21 protein-coding genes and 1 pseudogene are annotated in these 20,603 nt (G+C 61.4%); 5 read left to right on the forward strand and 17 right to left on the reverse strand.

From position 1 onward, the window contains the following. Window positions 1–6: 6 nt before the first annotated feature. From HBO19_RS11280 to exbB, 4 genes are all read right to left on the reverse strand, one after another. Complete coding sequence (locus HBO19_RS11280; protein WP_169955422.1) at window positions 7–927, reverse strand: hydrogen peroxide-inducible genes activator; 921 nt, start codon at window positions 925–927, stop codon at window positions 7–9. A 236-nt stretch (window positions 928–1,163) separates the two neighbouring features. Continuing rightward, complete coding sequence (locus HBO19_RS11285; RefSeq protein ID WP_169955421.1) at window positions 1,164–1,910, reverse strand: energy transducer TonB; 747 nt, start codon at window positions 1,908–1,910, stop codon at window positions 1,164–1,166. Continuing rightward, the gene (gene exbD / locus HBO19_RS11290) at window positions 1,907–2,332 is read right to left on the reverse strand and encodes a TonB system transport protein ExbD (protein WP_029289838.1); all 426 of its coding nucleotides are present in this window, start codon (window positions 2,330–2,332) and stop codon (window positions 1,907–1,909) included. Before exbD ends, HBO19_RS11285 begins: the two co-directional genes overlap by 4 nt. A 6-nt stretch (window positions 2,333–2,338) precedes the next feature. Further along, window positions 2,339–3,352, reverse strand: a complete 1,014-nt coding sequence (gene exbB / locus HBO19_RS11295) for a tonB-system energizer ExbB (RefSeq protein ID WP_170057528.1) — start codon at window positions 3,350–3,352, stop codon at window positions 2,339–2,341. Window positions 3,353–3,542: 190 nt separating this feature from the next. Between exbB and HBO19_RS11300 the strand changes: the two genes are divergently transcribed. Continuing rightward, the gene (locus HBO19_RS11300; protein ID WP_170057529.1) at window positions 3,543–4,394 is read left to right on the forward strand and encodes an NAD-dependent epimerase/dehydratase family protein; all 852 of its coding nucleotides are present in this window, start codon (window positions 3,543–3,545) and stop codon (window positions 4,392–4,394) included. A gap of 101 nt (window positions 4,395–4,495) precedes the next feature. On the opposite strand, the gene HBO19_RS11305 is transcribed toward HBO19_RS11300, so the two are convergent. The 7 genes from HBO19_RS11305 to HBO19_RS11335 form a co-directional block, all read right to left on the reverse strand. Continuing rightward, entirely contained in the window at window positions 4,496–5,230 is a 735-nt protein-coding gene (locus HBO19_RS11305; protein WP_170057530.1) for a hypothetical protein, read from the reverse strand. Between the two features lie 66 nt (window positions 5,231–5,296). Beyond that, the gene (locus tag HBO19_RS11310; RefSeq protein WP_170057531.1) at window positions 5,297–6,040 is read right to left on the reverse strand and encodes a hypothetical protein; all 744 of its coding nucleotides are present in this window, start codon (window positions 6,038–6,040) and stop codon (window positions 5,297–5,299) included. Window positions 6,041–6,095: 55 nt separating this feature from the next. Further along, window positions 6,096–6,476 (reverse strand): RidA family protein, encoded by a 381-nt coding sequence (locus HBO19_RS11315; RefSeq protein WP_025130815.1) that lies wholly within the window; start codon window positions 6,474–6,476, stop codon window positions 6,096–6,098. Between the two features lie 37 nt (window positions 6,477–6,513). Continuing rightward, window positions 6,514–8,619 carry a bifunctional GTP diphosphokinase/guanosine-3',5'-bis pyrophosphate 3'-pyrophosphohydrolase gene (spoT, locus tag HBO19_RS11320; protein WP_032856810.1) on the reverse strand — a complete coding sequence of 702 codons (2,106 nt, stop codon included), beginning with the start codon at window positions 8,617–8,619 and terminating at the stop codon, window positions 6,514–6,516. Window positions 8,620–8,679: 60 nt separating this feature from the next. After that, window positions 8,680–8,943, reverse strand: coding sequence for a DNA-directed RNA polymerase subunit omega (rpoZ, locus tag HBO19_RS11325; RefSeq protein WP_169955416.1), 264 nt, complete (start codon window positions 8,941–8,943; stop codon window positions 8,680–8,682). Window positions 8,944–9,110: 167 nt separating this feature from the next. Beyond that, window positions 9,111–9,731, reverse strand: coding sequence for a guanylate kinase (gene gmk / locus HBO19_RS11330; protein ID WP_169955415.1), 621 nt, complete (start codon window positions 9,729–9,731; stop codon window positions 9,111–9,113). 10 nt (window positions 9,732–9,741) lie between these two features. Continuing rightward, window positions 9,742–10,605, reverse strand: coding sequence for a YicC/YloC family endoribonuclease (locus HBO19_RS11335; protein ID WP_170042066.1), 864 nt, complete (start codon window positions 10,603–10,605; stop codon window positions 9,742–9,744). Window positions 10,606–10,838: 233 nt separating this feature from the next. Here HBO19_RS11335 and rph point away from each other — a divergent pair, with 233 nt between their 5' ends. After that, on the forward strand, window positions 10,839–11,561 hold the full coding sequence (rph, locus tag HBO19_RS11340; RefSeq protein ID WP_057961002.1) for a ribonuclease PH: 723 nt from the start codon (window positions 10,839–10,841) through the stop codon (window positions 11,559–11,561). A 23-nt stretch (window positions 11,562–11,584) separates the two neighbouring features. Then, entirely contained in the window at window positions 11,585–11,953 is a 369-nt protein-coding gene (locus HBO19_RS11345; RefSeq protein ID WP_169955413.1) for a DUF4870 domain-containing protein, read from the forward strand. Between the two features lie 58 nt (window positions 11,954–12,011). Here the strand turns inward: HBO19_RS11345 and HBO19_RS11350 are convergent, their stop codons facing one another. After that, window positions 12,012–12,791, reverse strand: coding sequence for an exodeoxyribonuclease III (locus tag HBO19_RS11350; RefSeq protein ID WP_029289816.1), 780 nt, complete (start codon window positions 12,789–12,791; stop codon window positions 12,012–12,014). A gap of 82 nt (window positions 12,792–12,873) precedes the next feature. Between HBO19_RS11350 and pyrE the strand changes: the two genes are divergently transcribed. Next, window positions 12,874–13,518, forward strand: coding sequence for an orotate phosphoribosyltransferase (gene pyrE / locus HBO19_RS11355; protein ID WP_169955412.1), 645 nt, complete (start codon window positions 12,874–12,876; stop codon window positions 13,516–13,518). Window positions 13,519–13,714: 196 nt separating this feature from the next. On the opposite strand, the gene argB is transcribed toward pyrE, so the two are convergent. From argB to coaBC, 4 genes and pseudogenes are all read right to left on the reverse strand, one after another. Continuing rightward, window positions 13,715–14,620 (reverse strand): acetylglutamate kinase, encoded by a 906-nt coding sequence (argB, locus tag HBO19_RS11360; protein WP_076963434.1) that lies wholly within the window; start codon window positions 14,618–14,620, stop codon window positions 13,715–13,717. A gap of 21 nt (window positions 14,621–14,641) precedes the next feature. Further along, window positions 14,642–16,048: pseudogene (locus HBO19_RS11365) on the reverse strand (phosphomannomutase/phosphoglucomutase); the annotation flags it as partial. Between the two features lie 148 nt (window positions 16,049–16,196). Beyond that, a complete protein-coding gene (dut, locus tag HBO19_RS11370; RefSeq protein ID WP_169955410.1) occupies window positions 16,197–16,652 on the reverse strand; it encodes a dUTP diphosphatase in 456 nt (151 codons plus the stop codon). Between the two features lie 5 nt (window positions 16,653–16,657). Next, a complete protein-coding gene (coaBC, locus tag HBO19_RS11375; RefSeq protein ID WP_029289805.1) occupies window positions 16,658–17,866 on the reverse strand; it encodes a bifunctional phosphopantothenoylcysteine decarboxylase/phosphopantothenate--cysteine ligase CoaBC in 1,209 nt (402 codons plus the stop codon). A gap of 132 nt (window positions 17,867–17,998) precedes the next feature. Here coaBC and radC point away from each other — a divergent pair, with 132 nt between their 5' ends. Beyond that, on the forward strand, window positions 17,999–18,673 hold the full coding sequence (gene radC / locus HBO19_RS11380; RefSeq protein WP_169955409.1) for a DNA repair protein RadC: 675 nt from the start codon (window positions 17,999–18,001) through the stop codon (window positions 18,671–18,673). 47 nt (window positions 18,674–18,720) lie between these two features. On the opposite strand, the gene HBO19_RS11385 is transcribed toward radC, so the two are convergent. Next, window positions 18,721–20,313 (reverse strand): ABC transporter substrate-binding protein, encoded by a 1,593-nt coding sequence (locus HBO19_RS11385; protein WP_170042067.1) that lies wholly within the window; start codon window positions 20,311–20,313, stop codon window positions 18,721–18,723. Window positions 20,314–20,603: the final 290 nt, after the last annotated feature.

Consider the following 20,603-nt stretch of genomic DNA (forward strand, 5'->3'; position numbering starts at 1 on the left):
CAAGGCTTAGCTCGCAGCGGGCGGCTTGGCCACCGAGCACAGGCGGATCGAGTCGGCGAGGATATCAATCGCTTTCGGGCGCGGGAAACTGGCCCGCCAGGCAATCGCCACGGTGCGGAACGGCACGGGTGGGGTGAGCGGACGCACTTCGATCACGCCGGCTGCATAGTGATGGCTGTCCACGGCCGACAGCGGCAGGATCGAGATGCCCAGGCCAGACGCCACCATATGGCGGATGGTCTCCAGGGAGCTGGATTCCACCGTGGTGTGCTTGGCGCCGTCGTTGCCCTTGGTCAGGGTCGGGCAGGCTTCCAGCACCTGGTCGCGGAAGCAATGGCCTTCACCGAGCAGCAGCAGGCTCTTGTCGTTGAGCAGGCCGGCGTCGATCGTGTCTTTTTGCGTCCACGGGTGGGAGGCGGGCATCAGCACGTAGAACGGCTCGTCATAGAGTGGCAACGTCAGCACGTCGGCTTCGTTGAACGGCAGGGCGATGATGATCGCGTCCAACTCACCGTTGCGCAGTTTGTCGCGCAGTACGTGGGTGAAGTTTTCCTCGATATACAGCGGCATCTGCGGCGCAACGCGATGCAGTTGCGGGATCAGGTGTGGGAACAGGTACGGGCCGACGGTGTAGATCGCGCCGACTTTCAGCGGGGCAGTCAGTTGGTTCTTGCCGGCCTGGGCCAGTTCACGAATGCTCTGGGCCTGCTCCAGTACCTTCTGGGCCTGGGCCACAATGCCTTCGCCTACCGGAGTGAGGCGCACGGCGCTCTTGCTGCGCTCGAAAATCAGCACACCGAGTTCGTCTTCAAGCTTCTTCACACCCACCGACAGCGTCGGCTGGCTGACATGGCAACGTTCGGCGGCATGGCCGAAGTGTTGCTCTTGGGCGAGGGTCACGATGTAGCGTAATTCTGTAAGAGTCATAGCGGGCGTCCATGAGGTTGCGGGCCAAGCATACCGGCTGCAATCGATAGGCGCACGTTATCAGAACTAGATTGGGGATTGAGCGGTTTGTGCGGGGGATTTTGCTTAATGGCGTTGGCGGCTTTGTGTGGGGGTGGGCTTGTTCGCGATGGCGGTGTGTCAGTCATTGTGGATGTTGACTGTTACACCGTCATCGCGGGCAAGCCTGCTCCCACACAAGCCCGCTCCCACAGGGGTTAGCGGCGACGCTTCTCGATGTTGTAGACAAACGGCGCAACGATTTCGATGCTGCCGTTTTTCAACATGTCGGCCGGTGGCTTGGGCAGCGGCTGGGCACGACGGATCATCTCCAGAGTGGCGCGGTCCAGGTCGGCGTTGCCGGAACGGCCCACCAATTCATAAGACAGCACCTTGCCTTCGGCATCCACCACGAACCGCAAGCGGTTCAAGCCTTCCTTGCCACGGGCCTGGGCGCCTGGCGGGTACTTCTTGTATTTCGCCAGGTGACCGAGCAGCGTGCTTTCCCAGGTGGCCTTGGCCGCGACTTGCGCCGGCGAAGGGCCGGGTTGCGGTTGGGCCGACTTTTCCGAAGGCGCGTTGTTCTGAGGGCTTTCGCTCGGCGGGTCCTCGGAAGGTTTTTCCTTGGGCTGCTCGACCTTTTTCTCAGGCTTGGGCGGCTGCGGCTTGGGCTTTGGCTTGACCGGCTTGGGCACGGAAATCGTCGGCTTGGGTGCCTCGGCCAGTTTCGGCAAGGGCAACTCTTCCACCGGCGCCGGCGGTTGCGGCGGCGTCACCACCTTCGGCGGGGCCGGAGGCGGTGGTGCCGGCATCGGCGCCAGGTCGATGACCATGGCCGCCGGTGGCAACTGCACCATATGGGGTGCCGACCATTGGTACGCGAGGATGATCGCGACGGCGTGGACGCCCAGCACGACGGCGAGGCTGGTGCCATAACGCGTCAGTTTGTGGCGCGTCGTGATCATTTTTTGGCTGCCGTCTCAAGTCCGACCAGACCGACCTTGAGGTAGCCGGCCGCCCGCAGGGCATCCATCACGCTCATCAGGTCGCCGTAGTCCACGCCTTTGTCGGCTTGGAAGAAGATCGTCGTGTCTTTCTTGCCCTGGGTCCGCGCGTCGAGCACCGCACCCAGGGTTTCGGATTTGACTTCTTCTTCGCCCAGGAACAGGCGCTGGTCAGCCTTGACGCTGAGGAACACCGGTTTCTCCGGCCGCGGCGCAGGTTTCGCGCTGGAGGCGGGGAGGTCGACCTTGATGTCCACCGTGGCCAAGGGTGCTGCCACCATGAAGATGATCAGCAGCACCAGCATCACGTCGATAAACGGCGTGACGTTGATTTCGTGGTTCTCGACGAGCTCGTCGTCGCCTTGATTCAAATGCAGGCCCATGGCCGATTACCCCACTTTCACCATGTGCGGTTGCGAGCTGCGCTCGGTAGGCAGGTGATCGAGGTCACGGCTGACCAGCAACAGGACTTCTGCCGAAGCATCCGACACCTGGGCCTTGTAGCCGGCGATCGAGCGGGCGAACACGTTGTAGATCACCACCGCCGGAATCGCGGCGACCAGGCCCAGGGCGGTTGCCAGCAGGGCTTCGGCGATGCCTGGGGCAACGACGGCGAGGTTGGTGGTCTGGGTCTTGGCGATGCCGATGAAGCTGTTCATGATGCCCCACACGGTACCGAACAGACCGACGAACGGTGCGGTAGAACCGATGGTTGCCAGCACGCCGGTGCCGTTGCTCATGTTGCGACCGCAGGCCGCTACCAGGCGCTCCAGGCGGAAGCTCACGCGTTCCTTGATGCCTTCCTTTTCGCGGGTGTTGGCCGACAGGCGCATTTCTTCCAGCGCGTCGTGCACCAAGAGATGCGCCAGGGTGCCCTTGATGGCCGCGCTTTCGCTGGCTTCTTTAAGGGTGGTGGCTTTTTTCAGGTTGACGATTTCAGTGCGCAGGCGGCGTTTGGCGCCCAGCAGTTCGAAGCCTTTGGCGATCCAGATGGTCCAGGTGATGATCGAGGCGATAGCCAGGCCGACCATCACGATCTTCACGATGATGTCGGCGTTCTGGTACATGCCCCACGGCGACAGGTCGTGGGCCATGCCCAGGGTGTTGTCTTCTTCCAGGACCACGCCGGTTTCATCTTGCGGGGTAACACCGTCGGCTGCGACCGGGTCGGTGGCCGCAGGTACGGCAGCCGGCGCGCCGGGAGCGGCGGCGTTTTGCTCAGGTGCTGGGGCTGCAGCCGGGGCTGGTGCAGCGGCGGCAGGCGGGGTGGCCGGTGCCGTGGCATCGGCGAACGCGGCGGTCGGAGCCAGCAGGACGCTGAGCAGCAACGCAGTTATCGCGCGCCAGGCGCGGGACGGGCTGTGAAGCTTGGTTGGCGAAGCGGGGAGGTTATTGCGTGTCATGCTGGCCGGACCTGAGAGGAAAAAATAAGGGATTGCCCTGCCAGGCCGCAAAAGGGCCGAGGACAAATGGGCCGTTATTATTGCAAGTAATTCTTGTTAACAGAAGTAATACAGTAACTTTATTTGTGCTTTTTCTGGCCGCTGGTCACCTGCGAGGGCTAATCTAGACCTTTGAGAACGGAGTTTTGTGATGTCTGCGCCTTCTGTGGTGATTGCCGGTTGTGGTGATGTAGGTAGTCGGCTGGCGAGTCAATTGCTGGTCGCGGGATGGGAGGTGCATGGCCTGCGACGCAATGTCTCGCGCCTGCCGGAAGGGGTGATTGGCATTGCCGGCGACCTGTTCAAAAAGGACTGCCCCGACACCTGGCCGATTGGTGGCGTGGACTACCTGGTGTACTGCGCGGCTGCGACCGATCACGATGAAGCGGGCTATCGCAAAGCCTATGTCGAAGGTTTGCAGCATGTGCTGGAGTGGCTCGATGACTATGGTCAGCAGCCCAAGCACCTGCTGTTTGTGTCCAGTAGCAGCGTCTACGGCCAGCAAAATGGTGAATGGGTCGATGAAACCTCGCCCACCCAGGCCGTTGGGTACTCCGGGCAGGTGATGCTGGAAGCCGAGCAAGTGGCATTGGACAGCGGTATCCCGGCCACGACTGTGCGCTTGACCGGTATCTATGGTCCTGGTCGCGAGTGGTTGTTGAGCCAGGTGCGCCAAGGCTATCGCGTGGCGGTTGAGCCACCTTTATATGGCAACCGCATCCACGTCGATGATGCGGCAGGGCTGCTGGCCTTTTTGCTGCTGCATGTGGAGCAGGGCGGTACGTTGGACAAGGTCTACATCGGTGTCGACAACGCGCCTGCGCCGCTGGCCGAAGTCGTGGATTGGCTGCGCGAGTACCTTGGGGTCACCGAGTGGGCCGAAGACGCCAGCGTGCGGCGTGCGGGCAGCAAGCAGTGCAGCAATGCGCGAGCCAAGGCGCTGGGCTGGACGCCAACCTATCCAAGCTACCGCGAAGGCTACGCCGCTATCCTCAAGGGCTGACCTCTCCTGTGGGAGCCGGGCTTGCCTGCGATGCAGGCAGCTCGGTGTGTCAGTGAAACAGAGGTGATGCTATTGCAGGCAAGCCAGCTCCCACAGTGGTCTTACTGTTTTTCCAGCAGCCACTGGCGCTGCCCAGGGCTCAACTGAGGAATTTCGTCTGGCCTGGAATGATTGATCGCCTGGAAAATTTCCAGCGTGTTGCCGTTGCGCACGAAAATCCAACTATCCCCCGCGTCGCCTTTGCCCAGGTACAGGGTGTCATTGCCGGCGCCCTGAGTGGCGCAGTCCCCGCCCAGGCACAATTCGTATCGGTCATTCTTCCCCAGGCCCGACAGGTTGCCGTGCGCATTGAACACTACGGTGCCGCCGGCGCCTTCGCCCTCAAGGATTTTCCACGGGCCACCCATGTAAGCTGAGTTCAGTGCCTGCCGGAATGTACTCTCCCATTGCGCACCCTCCGTGGTCGATGGGTGGGCACGCTGGAACACCTGGCCGGGCAGATCCTTGCGAGGCAGTTGGAGCAGTTGCTGATCCTTTAATTGCAGTTCGTCACGGCCATGGCCGTTGTGATCGACGGTCCATGCGCCAGGTGCTTTTGGCAGGAGTTGGCCTTCATCTACCTCAAAGGCACTGCTGGCATGAGCTTGGCCGGTGCGGGTGTCGACATTCCACTCCAGGTTCCTGCCGTTGGCTTGCAGGCTGTTGAGCAGCGGCCGGCCCTGGGCGGCGGCATCGATGGCGGTCTGGTTGATCCAGATCCCGCTGATGTCGACGGGTTGCGATACGTGGGTGCAGCCGCCCAGCAAGGCCAGGCCAATGAGGAGTGGTTTGAACATGGCGTAGTCCGAGGCAAAGGATTGCTGGCTAAAGAAAAAGGAGCCTGTAGGCTCCTTTGTTTCGTATCACTGTTTTTCCAGCAGCCACTGGCGCGGCCCAGGGGTGAACGAAGGCACTTCGTCGGCCTGGGAGGTATTGATCGCCTGGAAAATCTCCAGTTGCTTGTCGTTGCGACTGAAGATCCACGGGTTGCCCTGGCCGCCTTGTTGCAGCCAGATGCTATCGTAGCCACCGCTCATGGAGGCGCAATCGCCTGCCAGGCACAGTGAATACTGGTCGGCACCCGGCAGGCCGGTAACCTGGCCGTTGGCCTGGAACTGTACGGTCTCGCCCAGGCCGCTGCCGCTGGTGATTTTCCAACTGCCGCCCATGTAGGCCGCGTACAGCGCCCGTTCGAAGTTGGCACCCAGCGGTGCGCCTTCAGGGGCGGGGTCCTTGGGGCGATCAAAGAGCTGTTCGGGCTCGTTGTCGTTGGCCACTTGCAGCAGCTGTTTGCCCTTGCGCTTGAGTTCGGTGGTCGAGCTGCCGTAGAAATCAACGTTCCAGGTGCCGGACTTTTCGCCGGCCAGGGTGCCTTCAGGGCGTTCAAAACCGTTGAAGTAGCGCGCCTGGTTGGCCCGGGTGTTGACCTCCCATTCGAGGTTCGGGCCGTAGGCTTGCAGGGCTTCACGCAAAGGGCCGCCCTTGGACGCCGCATCGATGGCAACCTGGTTGATCCAGGTACCGCTCATATCCCGGGTGGCAGGACTGCTGGCGCAGCCGCCAAGAAGAAGGGCCAGCAGCGTGGAGGCAACGAGCGCTTTGCGCATTACGAAATCCTTTTAAAACGAAGTCGGCGCAACCCCGTGGGTTGCGCCGAATGTATTACTCGATGACCAGAATCGCGTCCATCTCAACCTGGGAACCCTTGGGCAGGGCGGCAACGCCAATGGCGGCGCGGGCTGGGTAGGGTTGTTCGAAGTACTTGCCCATGATCTCGTTGACCTTGGCGAAGTGGCTGAGGTCGGTGAGGAAGATGTTCAGCTTGACGATGTCCTTGAACGAACCGCCTGCTGCTTCAGCTACCGACTTGAGGTTCTCGAAGACTTGTACGGTCTGGGCTTCAAAGCCTTCAACCAGTTCCATGGTCTTTGGGTCCAGTGGGATCTGGCCGGACATGTAGACGGTGTTGCCCGCCTTGATCGCCTGGGAATAAGTACCGATGGCAGCAGGTGCCTTGTCGCTGGTGATAACAGTCTTGGTCATGAATGACTCCTTGTAATGTCCGGGCTATAGGGGGGTGTTATGCGCGCATGCGAGTGATGCGGATAACCCCGGTCAGGGCACGCAGTTTCTTGATCACACGGGCCAAGTGCACGCGGTCGTGCACGCTGACCACCAGTTGGACCACGCTGATGCGACCATCGCGTTCGTCCATGCTGATTTTTTCGATATTACCGTCGGCCGCGTTGACACTGCTGGCCAGCAGGGCGATCAGGCCGCGCTGGTGCTCCAGCTCCACCCGCAGCTCGACGTTGAATTCGCCGGTCACATCCTTGGCCCATGACAGCTGGATGCATTTTTCCGGGTTGTGGCGGATTTCGCTGATATTGCGGCAGTTGTCCAGGTGCACCACCATGCCTTTGCCGGCGGACAGGTGCCCGACAATCGGGTCGCCCGGTATTGGCGTACAGCATTTGGCGTAGCTCAGCACCAGGCCTTCGGTGCCACGAATGGCCAGCGGGCCTTCGGGGCTCGGCAGTTGCTCGCCTTCGCCCAGCAGGCGACGGGCGACGACGTAGGCCATGCGGTTGCCCAGGCCGATATCTTCGAGCAGGTCTTCGATGGTTTCCTGGCGGTACTCGTGGAGGATCGCCTGCACGCGCTCGGCGGGAATCTTCTCCAGGGAACTGTCGAAACCGTTGAGCACCTTGTTCAGCAGGCGTTCGCCCAGGCTGATGGACTCGGAGCGACGTTGCAGCTTCAGCGCGTGGCGGATATGGGTGCGAGCCTTGCCGGTGACCACGAAGTTGAGCCACGCCGGATTCGGCCGGGCCCCCGGCGCGCTGACGATTTCCACGGTGGAACCGCTTTGCAGCGGTTCCGACAGTGGGGCCAGGCGACGGTTGATCCGGCAGGCGATGCAGCTGTTACCGACGTCGGTGTGAACCGCGTAGGCAAAGTCGACCGCCGTGGAGCCCTTGGGCAGCTCCATGATCCGGCCTTTGGGCGTGAACACGTAGACCTCGTCCGGGAACAGGTCGATCTTCACGCTTTCGATAAACTCCAGGGAGTTGCCGGCACGCTGCTGCATTTCCAGCACGCCCTTGACCCACTGGCGGGCGCGGGCATGGGTGCCTTTGGGCTGCTCGTCGCCGCTGGACTTGTACAGCCAATGGGCGGCGATGCCGTTGTTGGCCATCTCTTCCATTTCCCGGGTGCGGATCTGGATCTCGATCGGCACCCCATGCATACCGAACAGCGTGGTATGCAGCGACTGATAGCCGTTGGCCTTGGGGATCGCGATGTAGTCCTTGAAGCGGCCTGGCAGGGGTTTGTACAAATTATGTACAGCGCCCAGCACGCGGTAGCAGGTATCGACCTTGTCGACGATGATCCGGAACGCATACACGTCCATGATCTCGTTGAAGGCCCGGCGCTTGCCGCGCATCTTCTTGTAGATGCCGTAGATATGCTTCTGCCGCCCGCTGACTTCGCCTTCAATCTCGTCGATTGCCAGGCAATGGCTCAGGGACTCTTCGATCTTGTTGACGATTTCCTTGCGATTGCCCCGGGCGCGCTTGACCGCCTGGTAGATACGCGCTGAGCGCATCGGGTGCATCGCCTTGAAACCAAGGTCTTCGAATTCGATACGAATGGCATGCATGCCCAGCCGGTTGGCGATGGGCGCGTAGATTTCCAGGGTTTCCTTGGCAATGCGCCGGCGTTTCTCGCCGGACAGCACTTCCAGCGTGCGCATGTTGTGCAGCCGGTCGGCCAGCTTGACCAGGATCACCCGGATATCCCGGGCCATGGCCATGGCCATTTTCTGGAAGTTTTCCGCCTGGGCCTCGGCCTTGGTCTCGAAGTTCATCTGGGTCAGCTTGCTGACCCCGTCGACCAGGTCGGCCACGGTTTCGCCAAATTGCGCGCTGAGCGCTTCCTTGGCAATGCCGGTGTCTTCGATCACGTCATGCAGCATCGCGGCCATCAGGCTTTGATGGTCCATGTGCATGTCGGCAAGAATATTGGCCACCGCAAGAGGATGGGTGACATATGCTTCGCCGCTGCGGCGGCGTTGGCCGTCGTGGGCTTGTTCGGCGTAGAAATACGCTCGGCGGACCAGGTTGACCTGGTCGGTACCGAGGTAGGTCGATAAGCGATCGGCGAGGGCGTCTATGCTCGGCAAGGTATTAACTCCTGCCGAAGGCTTTGACCCCGCGCCGTGCTACGTCGACCAGGCATAGGCTTAGACGGCCTCGTTGGACTCGTCCTCGAACGCTGCAAACAGCGGTTCGTCTTCAACGATCTCGGCGTTGGCGATGAACTCGTAGCTCATCACGCCGGCAGCGATTTCGCGCAGGGCCATCACGGTAGGCTTGTCATTTTCCCAATTGAGCAACGGCTCTTTGCCGCCAGTGGCCAATTGACGGGCACGCTTGGTAGAGAGCATGACCAGCTCAAAGCGGTTATCCACGTGTTCTAGGCAGTCTTCAACGGTTACGCGGGCCATGGTATTCCTCGGAGCGAATGCAAGATGCGCGCTGCCCGGTTGGGCGAGCGGACTCAACAGTTTAAAAAATCACCAGCGTTTAGGGAAGCGCTGATTTTCCGCAGGCCCCGGCAAACACGCTACAAGCGCCAATGTAAGGCCCTTGCAGCGGTTTTGGGAAGAGCCATTCAACCGAGCAGTTCGGCCAACAATTTGCCAAAACGCTGCTGCTGGCGTTTTTGCTGGAGCTGATTGGCACGGAAAATCGCCTTCAGGTCGTCCAGGGCGTGGGCAAAGTCGTCGTTGATGATCAGGTAGTCGTAGTCCACATAGTGGCTCATTTCACTGACGGCTTCGCGCATGCGCCCAGCGATGATCTCGTCACTGTCCTGGCCGCGATTGGTCAGGCGCTGGTGCAAGGCTTCCAGGGACGGCGGCAGGATAAAGATCGAGCGCGCCTTGGGCATCAATTGGCGCACCTGTTCGGCGCCCTGCCAGTCGATTTCCAGGATCAGGTCATGGCCTTCGTCAAGGGTCTGCTGCAAATGGCTCTGGGACGTGCCATAGAGGTTGCCGAACACTTCGGCACGCTCCAGGAAGTCACCGTGTTCGATCATCTTCACGAACTCGCTGCGCTCGACGAAGTGATAGTTCACGCCGTTCACCTCACCCGGACGCATGGCGCGGGTGGTATGGGAGACCGATACGCGGATCTCCGGGTTGGCGTCGGTCAGGGCCTTGACCAGGCTGCTTTTGCCCGCGCCCGAGGGCGCGGAAATAATGTAGAGGGTGCCGGTGCTGTGGGTCATGGGAGTTGCCTTACTCAATATTCTGTACTTGTTCGCGCATTTGCTCGATCAACACTTTGAGGTTGACCGCAGCCTGGGTGCTGCGCGGATCGAAGGCTTTGGAGCCCAGTGTATTGGCTTCGCGGTTGAGTTCCTGCATCAGGAAGTCCAGGCGCCGACCAGCGGCACCGGCCGCCTTGAGCACGCGGCGCACTTCCAGGATGTGGGTACTCAGGCGGTCGAGTTCTTCGGCGACGTCGCTTTTTTGCGCGAGCAGGACCATTTCCTGCTCCAGGCGCACCGGGTCGAGGTCGGCCTTCATGTCGGCGAAGCGGTCGAGGACCTTCTGGCGCTGGGTGGCCAGCATTTGCGGGACCAACTCGCGCAGGGTCACCACGTCGGCTTCGATAGCGGTCAGGCGCTCGCTGATCAGGCGCGCCAGTTCGGCGCCTTCGCGCTCGCGCCCGGCCTTGAGCTCCTTCAGGCCTTGATTGAACAGGGCCAGGGCCTCGGCATTCAGCGCCTGCGGGTCAGTGGCGTCGGCCACCAGTACGCCGGGCCAGGCCAGGACTTCCAGCGGGTTCAGGGCTGCCGGCTGCTTGATCAGGCTGGCGATGGTCTCGGCGGCGGCGACCAGTTGCGCGGCGCGTTCGCGGTCAACCTGCAGCGGCTTGCCGGTGGTTTCCTCGGTAAAGCGCAGGGTGCATTCCAGCTTGCCACGGGAGATGCCGGCGCGCAGGGCTTCGCGCACGGCGCCTTCAAGGTCGCGAAAGGATTCGGGCAGGCGCAGGTGCGGCTCCAGGTAGCGGCTGTTGACCGAGCGCAGTTCCCAGCTCAGGGTACCCTGGGCGCCGGCTTTTTCGACGCGGGCGAAGGCGGTCATGCTGTGCACCATGGAGGTACCTCGCGATACAGTCCCGCAAACGGGCGGGCTGGTAGGTAGATTGAAGCCGACTGGCTGCGAAGGCGCAGGATTGTAGCGCAACGGGGCGAGCGCCCCCAAATGCTGGCTGTGACAAAGGGTGGCAGCGCTTGTCCATTCGTTACCGAATTTATTAGCAGTGCCGAGAAGCGGCCTACGGCTCTATAATGCTCGGCAGTTTTTCGTCCTTAGTACAGGTATCCCCTATGAAACGTCCAAGTGGTCGCGCTGCCGATCAGCTCCGCTCGATCCGCATCACCCGCAACTACACCAAACACGCCGAGGGATCTGTACTGGTCGAGTTTGGCGATACCAAGGTCATCTGCACCGTCAGCGTCGAGAACGGCGTGCCGCGTTTTCTCAAGGGCCAGGGCCAGGGTTGGTTGACTGCAGAGTACGGCATGTTGCCGCGCGCCACCGGCGAGCGTAACCAGCGTGAAGCCAGTCGTGGCAAGCAGGGTGGTCGTACCCTGGAAATCCAGCGCCTGATCGGCCGCTCCCTGCGCGCTGCACTGGACATGTCCAAACTGGGCGACGTGACCCTATATGTCGACTGCGACGTGATCCAGGCCGACGGCGGCACCCGCACCGCGTCCATCACTGGCGCCATGGTCGCCCTGGTCGATGCGCTGAAAGTGATCAAGAAACGCGGTGGCCTGAAAGGTGGCGACCCGCTCAAGCAGATGATTGCCGCTGTGTCGGTGGGCATGTACCAGGGCGAGCCGGTACTGGACCTGGATTACCTGGAGGACTCGGCTGCCGAGACCGACCTGAACGTGGTCATGACCAGCACCGGTGGCTTCATCGAGGTGCAGGGCACCGCCGAAGGTGCGCCATTCCAGCCGGCCGACCTGAACGCCATGCTGGCCTTGGCCCAGAAAGGCATGAGCGAAATCTTCGAACTGCAGAACGCCGCACTGGCTGACTGAAACCAGCCTCAAGGAGCAACGCCATGAGTGACAACCAGCTTCCCGTGTCGGCCCAGAACAAAGAAGTGCGTCAGTGGGCGATGCTCTGTCACTTCGCGGCGTTCCTCGGCCTGGTGTTCCCCTTTGGCAGTGTGTTGGGGCCGTTGATCCTGTGGCAGGTGAAGAAGGACATGGACCCGCTGATCGATGACCAGGGCAAGGAAGCGCTGAACTTCCAGCTGACCGTGGCCATCGCCTGGCTGGTCTGCTTTGTCCTGGGGTTCGTGGTGATCGGTTTCCTGTTGATGGTGGTGCTGGTAATTGCCGCGCTGGTGTTGACCATCATCGGCGGGGTCAAGGCGAACAAAGGCATTGCCTACCGTTACCCGCTCACCTGGCGATTGATCAAATAATCATCGCCCACAAAAAAACCGACAGCGATGTCGGTTTTTTTGTGCCTGGATATTGACCTCAGATGGTCAAGGTCCAGTCGTAGTCCACGATCAACGGCGCATGTTGCGAGAAGCGCGGTTGACGCGGCAGACGTGCGCTGCGCACAAACCGGCGCAGGCCGGGGGTCAGCAACTGGTAGTCGAAACGCCAGCCCAGGTTAAGCATCTCGGCCTGTTCGTTGTCCGGCCACCAGCTGTACTGGTCGCCTTCGCGGCTGACTTCACGCAGGGCATCTACATAACCCATGTTGCCGACAATCTCGTCCATCCAGGCCCGTTCCGGCGCCAGGAAACCCGGGGATTGCTGGCTGTCGCGCCAGTTCTTGATATCCAGCTTCTGTTGCGCCACGTACAACGAGCCACAATAAATGTACTCGCGACGTTTGCGTCGCTGTTTATCCAGATAACGGGCGAAATCGTCCATTAGCTTGAACTTCTGGTTCAAGTCTTCATCGCCGTTCATCCCCGAAGGGAGCAGCAAGGTAGCAATACTGACTTTGTCGAAATCGGCTTGCAGGTAGCGCCCGTAGCGATCGGCTGTCTCGAAGCCGAGGCCGCTGATGACCGCCTTGGGTTGCAACCGTGAATACAGAGCCACGCCACCTTGGGCAGGGACTTCGGCATCACAGGCATAAAGGAAGTAGCCATCCAGTTGGAAGGCTGGGTCGTCCAGTTCAAAGGCGGAGGCGCGGGTGTCCTGCAGGCAGATGACGTCGGCATTCTGGGCTTGCAGCCAACTGAGCAAACCACGCTCGACTGCAGCCTGAATACCATTAACGTTCACACTGATGATCCGCATAAATGGCCCCAAAAATCGCGTGCGTGTATGATACACGCCGTCTACCTATTTAGCTAAATCCGTGGTATCTGAGGCTTTTTTCATGCAGGCGTATCAACGCGATTTCATTCGTTTTGCCATCGATCGCGGGGTTTTGCGCTTCGGTGAGTTCACCCTCAAGTCCGGGCGCACCAGCCCATATTTCTTCAATGCTGGCCTGTTCAACTCGGGTTCTGCCCTGGCGCAACTGGGGCGTTTCTACGCCGCCGCCATTGTTGAAAGCGGTATTTCCTTCGATGTGCTGTTTGGCCCTGCCTACAAAGGCATTCCGTTGGCCGCCGCGACCGCAGTGGCCCTGGCCGAACATCACGACCGGGATCTGCCATGGTGTTTCAATCGCAAGGAAGCCAAGGCCCACGGCGAAGGCGGCAGCCTGGTCGGCGCACCGCTGGCCGGTGATGTGCTGATCATCGACGATGTGATCACCGCCGGCACCGCGATTCGTGAAGTGATGCAGATCATTGCATCCCAGGACGGCGCCAAGGCCGCCGGCGTGCTGATCGCACTGAACCGCCAGGAGCGCGGCAACGGTGAGTTGTCGGCGATCCAGGAAGTAGAGCGTGATTTTGGCATTCCAGTGGTCAGCATCGTGTCGCTGAACCAGGTATTGCAGTTCCTCGAAGACGACCCGCAGCTCAAGCAGCACCTGCCGGCAGTGCGTGCGTACCGCGAGCAGTTTGGCGTCTGACCCCTTGTAGCTGATGAGCTTGTGTAGGAGCGAGCTTGCTCGCGATGGCGATCTGTCAGTCAACATCAGTGTTGAATGGACTACCGCTATCGCGGGCAAGCCCGCTCCTACAGGGGATCTCCATAATGCTGCAGGTCGATGCACATAAAAAAGCCCCCGTTCAACCAGGTTGAACGGGGGCTTTTTGTTTCAGTGTTTACGGCCGCTTGCGATTGCTGATCAGCGTGCCCATGCCCGTATCAGTGAAGATCTCCAGCAGCACCGCATTGGGCACCCGGCCGTCGATGATCAGCGAGCTGCCGACACCACCTTGCACTGCTTCCAGTGCGCAGCGGATCTTCGGCAGCATGCCGCCGTAGATAGTGCCGTCGGCGATCAGGTCGTCGACTTGCTGGGTGGTCAGGCCGGTCAGGACCTTGCCTTCCTTGTCCATCAGGCCGGCGATGTTGGTCAGCAGCATCAGCTTCTCGGCCTTCAGGGCCTCGGCCACCTTGCCGGCTACCAGGTCAGCGTTGATGTTGTAGGACTCGCCATTGGCCCCCACGCCAATCGGCGCGATCACCGGGATGAAGTCGCCCTTGACCAGCAGGTTGAGCAAATCGGTGTTGATGCCGATCACTTCGCCCACCTGGCCGATGTCGATGATTTCCGGCTGGGTCATCTCCGGGGTCTTGCGGGTCACGGTGAGTTTCTTCGCGCGGATCAACTCGGCGTCCTTGCCGGTCAGGCCAATGGCGCTGCCGCCGTGACGGTTGATCAGGTTGACGATGTCTTTGTTCACCTGGCCGCCCAGGACCATCTCCACCACATCCATGGTCTGTGCATCAGTGACACGCATGCCGTCGATGAAATGACTCTCGATGGACAGGCGCTTGAGCAGGTCGCCGATCTGGGGGCCGCCGCCGTGTACCACCACCGGGTTGATCCCGACGGCTTTCATCAACACGATGTCGCGGGCAAAGCCGGTTTTCAGCTCGTCGCTTTCCATGGCATTGCCGCCGTACTTGATCACCAGCGTCTTGCCGACGTAGCGTCGAATGTAAGGCAGCGCTTCGGAAAGGACCTTGGCGGTATTGGCGGCAGCGTCGCGTTCGAGGGTCATTCAGGGCTCCGGGGCAAATAATCAGAACGGTAGTTGGAGATCAGGGGCAACACGTTTCAACTGGGCGTGGAACACGTCCTTGATGCGCTGCAACTCGGCCTCGGTATCCGCCTCGAAACGCAGGACCAGCACCGGAGTGGTGTTGGACGCGCGAACCAGGCCCCAGCCTTCGGCATAATCGACTCGCACACCATCAATGGTGGTCAGGTTGGCGCCTGCACCCCATTGCGCATCGTGCAATGCGTCAATGATGCTGAATTTGCTCTCTTCGGTCACATGGATATTGATTTCCGGCGTAGAAATATCGTTCGGGAAGGTCTCGAACAAGTCTTCAGCGCTGGATTTTTCCTTGCTGAGGATCTCCAGCAGGCGGGCGGCGCTGTAGATGCCGTCGTCAAAACCGAACCAGCGTTCCTTGAAGAACACATGGCCGCTCATTTCGCCGGCCAGCAGGGCGCCGGTTTCCTTCATTTTCTTTTTGATCAACGAATGACCGGTCTTCCACATCAGTGGGCGGCCGCCATATTCCTTGATCAACGGCGTCAGGCGCCGGGTGCACTTGACGTCGAAGATGATCTCGGCGCCTGGGTTGCGTGCAACCACGTCGCGGGCGAACAGCATCAGCAGGCGGTCGGGGAACACGATGCTGCCGGTGTTGGTCACCACGCCCACGCGGTCGCCGTCGCCATCGAAGGCCAGGCCGACATCGGCCCCCACTTCTGCGACCTTGGCGATCAGGTCCACCAGGTTTTCGGGCTTGCCAGGGTCGGGGTGATGGTTGGGGAAGTTGCCGTCGACGTCGCAGAACAGCGGGATCACTTCGCAGTTCAGGGCTTCGAGCAGTTGCGGGGCGATCACGCCGGCTGCGCCGTTGCCGCAGTCCACCACGACTTTCAGGCGGCGCTGGAGCTTGACGTCCCGGGTGATTTCGTCCGAATAGCGCTGGAGGATATCGACCTGGGTGATGCTGCCCTGGCCGCTGGTCAGGTCATTGGTCTTGAGGCGAGTGTGCAGGGCCTGGATCTGCTCGTTGGCCAGGGTGTCGCCGGCAATCACGATCTTGAAACCGTTGTAGTCCGATGGGTTGTGGCTGCCGGTGAGCATCACGCCGGATTTGCCGGCCAGCACGTTGGCGGCGTAGTACAGCGCCGGCGTTGGCACCAGGCCTACGTCACTGACATGGCAGCCGCTGTCGGCCAGGCCCTGGATCAGGCGCTCCACCAACTCGGGGCCGGACAGGCGACCGTCACGCCCCACCGAGACGTTGGGCTCGCCCTGGGCCAGGCTTTGGGAGCCGATGGCGCGGCCGATCCAGTAGGCGGTTTCGGCGGTCAGGGTTTTCGGGACGACGCCACGGATGTCGTAGGCGCGGAAAATGCTGTCGGGAAACGTCGGTGCGACTGGGGCTGCGTTGCTCATCACTGGGGAAACTCCATCGATACGGGGCGGACAGGCCTGAGTGCGGCGACCGGCAGGCTCAAACTGAAGGGTAAGACGGCGTTTTAGCCCTAGAGTTCGTAGTGCGAAAGTGCCACTGGGGCATACCGGACGCTGCGCCCGGCATGCCTGAGCGTAGTCAGTGGCTGCCGGAATGCCCGAAACCGCCTGCGCCGCGCTGGGTTTCGTCGAACTCGGTCACCAGCTCGAAATGCGCCTGCACCACCGGTACCAGCACCAGTTGGGCGATACGCTCGCCGACGGCGATGTTGAAGGCGGTCTGGCCACGGTTCCAGCACGAGACCATCAGTTCACCTTGGTAGTCGGAGTCGATCAGGCCCACCAGGTTACCCAGCACGATCCCGTGTTTGTGGCCAAGGCCCGAGCGCGGCAGGATCAACGCAGCCAGGCCAGGGTCGCCGACGTAGATCGACAGGCCGGTAGGGATCAGCAGGGTCTGGCCCGGCTCAAGGACGGTGTCTTGCTTGAGCATGGCGCGCAGGTCCAGGCCGGCGGAGCCGGGTGTGGCGTAGGCCGGCAGTGGGAAGTCGGTGCCGATGCGGGGGTCGAGGATCTTGGCTTGCAAAGCGTGCATGGAAATTAAACCTGGTTCAGCCGTTGGGCGATAAAAGAGATCAGTTGGCGGGCAATCTTGCCCTTGCTGGTCTGGGCGAAAAGGGTGGCGTGCAGCTCGCGGTCAATCACGCTGCAGGCGTTTTCCTCGCTGTTGAAGCCGATGCTGGGGTTGGCAACATCATTGGCAACGATCAGGTCGAGGTTTTTGTCTTTCAGTTTGCGTGCGGCGTAGTCCAGCAGGTTTTCGGTCTCGGCGGCGAAACCGACGCTGAACGGACGATCGGCGCGGGTGGCAATGGTGGCCAGAATGTCCGGGTTGCGGACCATTTGCAGGAGCAGGCCATCGCCGCTTGTAGGGTCTTTCTTGAGTTTTTGCGGCGCAACCACTTCCGGGCGGTAGTCTGCGACCGCTGCCGAAGCGATAAACACATCACAGGGAATCGCCGCCTCACAGGCCGCGAGCATGTCGCGGGCGCTGACGACGTCGATGCGGGTGACCCGGTCCGGGGTTGGCAGATGCACCGGGCCGGTGATCAGGGTCACGCGCGCGCCTGCCTCAACCGCCGCCTCAGCCAGGGCAAAGCCCATTTTCCCTGAGCTATGGTTGGTGATGTAGCGCACCGGGTCGATGTTTTCCTGGGTCGGGCCGGCGGTAATCAGCACGTGCTTGCCGGTCAGGGCCAGGTGCTGGAAACACTCGGCGGCGCACAGCGCCAGGTCCGTGGCTTCGAGCATGCGGCCCAGGCCGACGTCACCACAGGCCTGGCTGCCGGAGGCCGGGCCAAAAACCTTGAGGCCACGGCTTTGCAGCAATTGGGTGTTGGCCTGGGTGGCCGGGTCGCGCCACATGGCCTGGTTCATCGCCGGGGCGATGGCGACGGTGGCGTCGGTGGCCAGTACCAGCGTGGTCAGCAGGTCGTCGGCAATACCTTGGGCGAGGCGCGCGATGAGGTCGGCGGTGGCGGGTGCGATCAGCACCAGGTCGGCCCATTTGGCCAGTTCGATATGGCCCATGGCGGCTTCGGCAGCCGGGTCCAGCAGGTCCAGGTGTACCGGGTGGCCGGACAGTGCCTGCATGGTCAGTGGGGTAATGAACTCACTGCCGCCACGGGTCATGACCACGCGCACTTCGGCGCCCTGGTCCAGGAGCCTGCGAACCAACTCTGCGCTCTTGTAGGCGGCAATGCCGCCGCCGACGCCGAGAACGATGCGTTTCCGATACAGACGCTGCATTGGTTTGCCTTTCCAGTTCAGTGATGGCGTTGCGATCCCCCCTCCCCAGGGTGAAATCGCGCGCAAAAAAGAGCGGCTAAGATAACACAGCGTCCGCCATGCAACAGCGGCGCACATGCACACGGAGGTGCCATGAGTATTCGCAATTGGCCTGCGGCGGAGCGTCCGCGGGAGAAGCTTTTGGAGTTGGGTGCGCAGAGCCTCTCGGATGCCGAGTTGCTGGCGATTTTCCTGCGTACCGGTGTCTCGGGTAAAAGCGCGGTGGACCTGGCGCGCCACCTGTTGGGGCAGTTTGGCAGCCTGCGTACGCTGCTGGAGGCGCGCCAGGCCGTATTCATCCAGCACCTGGGCCTGGGGCCGGCCAAGTTCGCCCAGTTGCAGGCGGTACTGGAAATGGGTCGGCGCCATCTGGCCGAGCATGTGCGTAATGAGTCAGTACTGGAAAGCCCGGTCGCCGTGCGTGATTACCTCAAGGCCCTGCTGCGCCACCAGCCCCACGAGATATTTGGCTGCCTGTTTCTCGACTCCAGGCATCGGGTGCTGGGTTTCGAGGCGCTGTTCCAGGGCACCATCGACAACGCCACGGTCTACCCGCGACAAGTGGTCAAGCGCGCCCTGGACTACAACGCGGCGGCCTTGATCCTGTGCCACAACCATCCCTCCGGGAATGCCGAGCCGAGCGTTGCTGATCGAAAATTGACCAAAGTGCTGCAAAAGGCCCTGGATCTGGTGGACGTGCGGGTACTGGACCACATCATTGTCGGCGACGGTGACCCGCTGTCGATGGCTGAATATGGCTGGCTGTAACGCAACCTCTTGTAGGAGCTGGCCTGCCGGCTCCTACAGAGGCCGGGTCAGGGTTTTACGCTGACCTTGGAGAAGTCCTGGCGCCCAAACGGGCTGACCTGATACCCCTCGATACTCTTGCGTGTCAGGGCAAAGGCCGTCGGGTGGGCCAGTGGCAACCACAGTGCCTGCTGCTGGATCTGCGCCTGCGCCTGTTGGTACAGCTTGCTGCGCACGCCTTGCTCGTTGGTGGTCTTGCCGGCACTGATCAGCTTATCCAGCGCGGGGTCGCAGTAGCGGGCGAAGTTGGTGCCGGATTTGACCGCTGCGCAGGAAAACTGCGGGGTCAGGAAGTTATCCGGGTCGCCGTTGTCGCCGGCCCAGCCCATAAACAGCAGGTCGTGCTCGCCCGCCTTGGCGCGGCGGATCAGTTCGCCCCATTCGATCACGCGGATCTCGGCCTGGATGCCGACCTTGGCCAGGTCCGCCTGCAACAACTGGGCGCCCAGGCTTGGGTTGGGGTTGAGCAGGCTGCCCGAGGGCCGGGTCCAGATGGTGGTCTTGAAGCCGTCACTCAAGCCGGCACGGGCCAGCAGGGCCTTGGCCTTGGCGATGTCCTGTGGATAACCCGGCAATTCCTTGGCAAAACCCCAGGTGTTGGGGGGGTAGGGGCCGGTGGCGGCTTCGGCGGTGCCTTCAAACACGGCCTTGAGGTAGCTGGCCTTGTCGAAGGCCAGGTTGATCGCCTGGCGCACTTCTGGCTTGTCCAGCGGAGGGTGCTGGCTGTTGATGGCCACAAAGGCGGTCATGAAGGCTGCGGTCTTTTCCACCTTGAGCGCCGCATCCTTTTGCGCCTCGCCGATATCCAGGGGCTTGGGTGACAAGGCGATCTGGCACTCATCCCGGCGCAGTTTCTGCAGGCGCACGTTGGCGTCCGGGGTGATCGCAAAGATCAAGTTATCCACAGCCGGTTTGCCGGCAAAGTAATCCGGGTTGGCCTTGTAGCGAATGGCCGCATCTTTCTGGAAACGCCCGAAAACGAAGGGCCCGGTGCCGATGGGTTGGCTATTGAGCTTCTCCGGGGTGCCGGCCTTGAGCAGCTTGTCGGCGTATTCGGCCGGGTAGATCGAGGCAAAGCCCATGCTCAGCGCGGCGAGGAACGTGGAGTCGGCGTGATTCAGGGTAAAACGCACGGTCAGCGGGTCGAGGGCGTCGATCTTCTTGATCAGCGCCGGCAGTTGTAGCGACTGGGCGTGAGGGAAGCCGCTCTGGGCAATCTGGTGCCAGGGGTTGGCCGGGTCGAGCATGCGCTCGAAGCTGAAGCGTACGTCTTCGGCGGTGAGGCTGCGGCTTGGGTTGAAATACGCGGTACGGTGAAATTTCACGTCCGGATGCAATTTAAAGGTGTAGGTCAGGCCGTCTGGCGAGACTTCCCAGCTGTCGGCCAGGCTCGGCACCAGCTTGCCGCTTGCAGCGTCGAAGTCCACCAGGCGGTTCATCAACACATCCGCCGAGGCGTTGGTGGTGGTCAGGGAGTTGTACTGCACCACATCGAACCCTTCGGGGCTGGCCTCGGTGCAGACGCTCAACGTGGAGGCCGCCTGGGCCAGCGGGGCGAGAAAGAGCGGGGCGAGCAGGAGTGGCAGGGCAGCGAGGCGCATGGTCGGTTTCCTTTGCAGATCGGAGGCCCATCTGCGAGTGCAGTCTGGAAAAGGCCTACCGTAGTGGCCTGATTCACAAATGACTAGCCCATTTTTGCCTGTGCATTTGCAGCAAATACTGTTTTGATGGCGCCTCAGGTCATTTTGCCCGGGGCCTTGGCCTACAAGCAGCGGCGATAAATCATTTGGTGCGACGAGCGGTTCGCCAGCACGGCGGCCCACCCTGGCAGCGCTTGAGAGCTGTTCGGGCGAGATTTACAGCGGGAAAAACACACCGGCTGTTGTTGCAC

Origin of the sequence: Pseudomonas sp. WS 5021, assembly GCF_012985535.1 — a bacterium.
Classification (GTDB): domain Bacteria; phylum Pseudomonadota; class Gammaproteobacteria; order Pseudomonadales; family Pseudomonadaceae; genus Aquipseudomonas.

What these genes read in the sequence shown, in the direction of transcription:
- dut (WP_169955410.1), bottom strand. Translation starts at nt 16,652, where the DNA reads ATGCACGCTTTGCAAGCCAAGATCCTCGACCCCCGCATCGGCACCGAC.
- gmk (WP_169955415.1), bottom strand. Translation starts at nt 9,731, where the DNA reads ATGACCCACAGCACCGGCACCCTCTACATTATTTCCGCGCCCTCGGGC.
- rph (WP_057961002.1), top strand. Translation starts at nt 10,839, where the DNA reads ATGAAACGTCCAAGTGGTCGCGCTGCCGATCAGCTCCGCTCGATCCGC.
- HBO19_RS11310 (WP_170057531.1), bottom strand. Translation starts at nt 6,040, where the DNA reads ATGCGCAAAGCGCTCGTTGCCTCCACGCTGCTGGCCCTTCTTCTTGGC.
- HBO19_RS11300 (WP_170057529.1), top strand. Translation starts at nt 3,543, where the DNA reads ATGTCTGCGCCTTCTGTGGTGATTGCCGGTTGTGGTGATGTAGGTAGT.
- exbD (WP_029289838.1), bottom strand. Translation starts at nt 2,332, where the DNA reads ATGGGCCTGCATTTGAATCAAGGCGACGACGAGCTCGTCGAGAACCAC.
- HBO19_RS11315 (WP_025130815.1), bottom strand. Translation starts at nt 6,476, where the DNA reads ATGACCAAGACTGTTATCACCAGCGACAAGGCACCTGCTGCCATCGGT.
- argB (WP_076963434.1), bottom strand. Translation starts at nt 14,620, where the DNA reads ATGACCCTCGAACGCGACGCTGCCGCCAATACCGCCAAGGTCCTTTCC.
- HBO19_RS11335 (WP_170042066.1), bottom strand. Translation starts at nt 10,605, where the DNA reads ATGGTGCACAGCATGACCGCCTTCGCCCGCGTCGAAAAAGCCGGCGCC.
- HBO19_RS11385 (WP_170042067.1), bottom strand. Translation starts at nt 20,313, where the DNA reads ATGCGCCTCGCTGCCCTGCCACTCCTGCTCGCCCCGCTCTTTCTCGCC.
- coaBC (WP_029289805.1), bottom strand. Translation starts at nt 17,866, where the DNA reads ATGCAGCGTCTGTATCGGAAACGCATCGTTCTCGGCGTCGGCGGCGGC.
- HBO19_RS11345 (WP_169955413.1), top strand. Translation starts at nt 11,585, where the DNA reads ATGAGTGACAACCAGCTTCCCGTGTCGGCCCAGAACAAAGAAGTGCGT.
- exbB (WP_170057528.1), bottom strand. Translation starts at nt 3,352, where the DNA reads ATGACACGCAATAACCTCCCCGCTTCGCCAACCAAGCTTCACAGCCCG.
- radC (WP_169955409.1), top strand. Translation starts at nt 17,999, where the DNA reads ATGAGTATTCGCAATTGGCCTGCGGCGGAGCGTCCGCGGGAGAAGCTT.
- HBO19_RS11285 (WP_169955421.1), bottom strand. Translation starts at nt 1,910, where the DNA reads ATGATCACGACGCGCCACAAACTGACGCGTTATGGCACCAGCCTCGCC.
- HBO19_RS11305 (WP_170057530.1), bottom strand. Translation starts at nt 5,230, where the DNA reads ATGTTCAAACCACTCCTCATTGGCCTGGCCTTGCTGGGCGGCTGCACC.
- HBO19_RS11350 (WP_029289816.1), bottom strand. Translation starts at nt 12,791, where the DNA reads ATGCGGATCATCAGTGTGAACGTTAATGGTATTCAGGCTGCAGTCGAG.
- rpoZ (WP_169955416.1), bottom strand. Translation starts at nt 8,943, where the DNA reads ATGGCCCGCGTAACCGTTGAAGACTGCCTAGAACACGTGGATAACCGC.
- pyrE (WP_169955412.1), top strand. Translation starts at nt 12,874, where the DNA reads ATGCAGGCGTATCAACGCGATTTCATTCGTTTTGCCATCGATCGCGGG.
- HBO19_RS11280 (WP_169955422.1), bottom strand. Translation starts at nt 927, where the DNA reads ATGACTCTTACAGAATTACGCTACATCGTGACCCTCGCCCAAGAGCAA.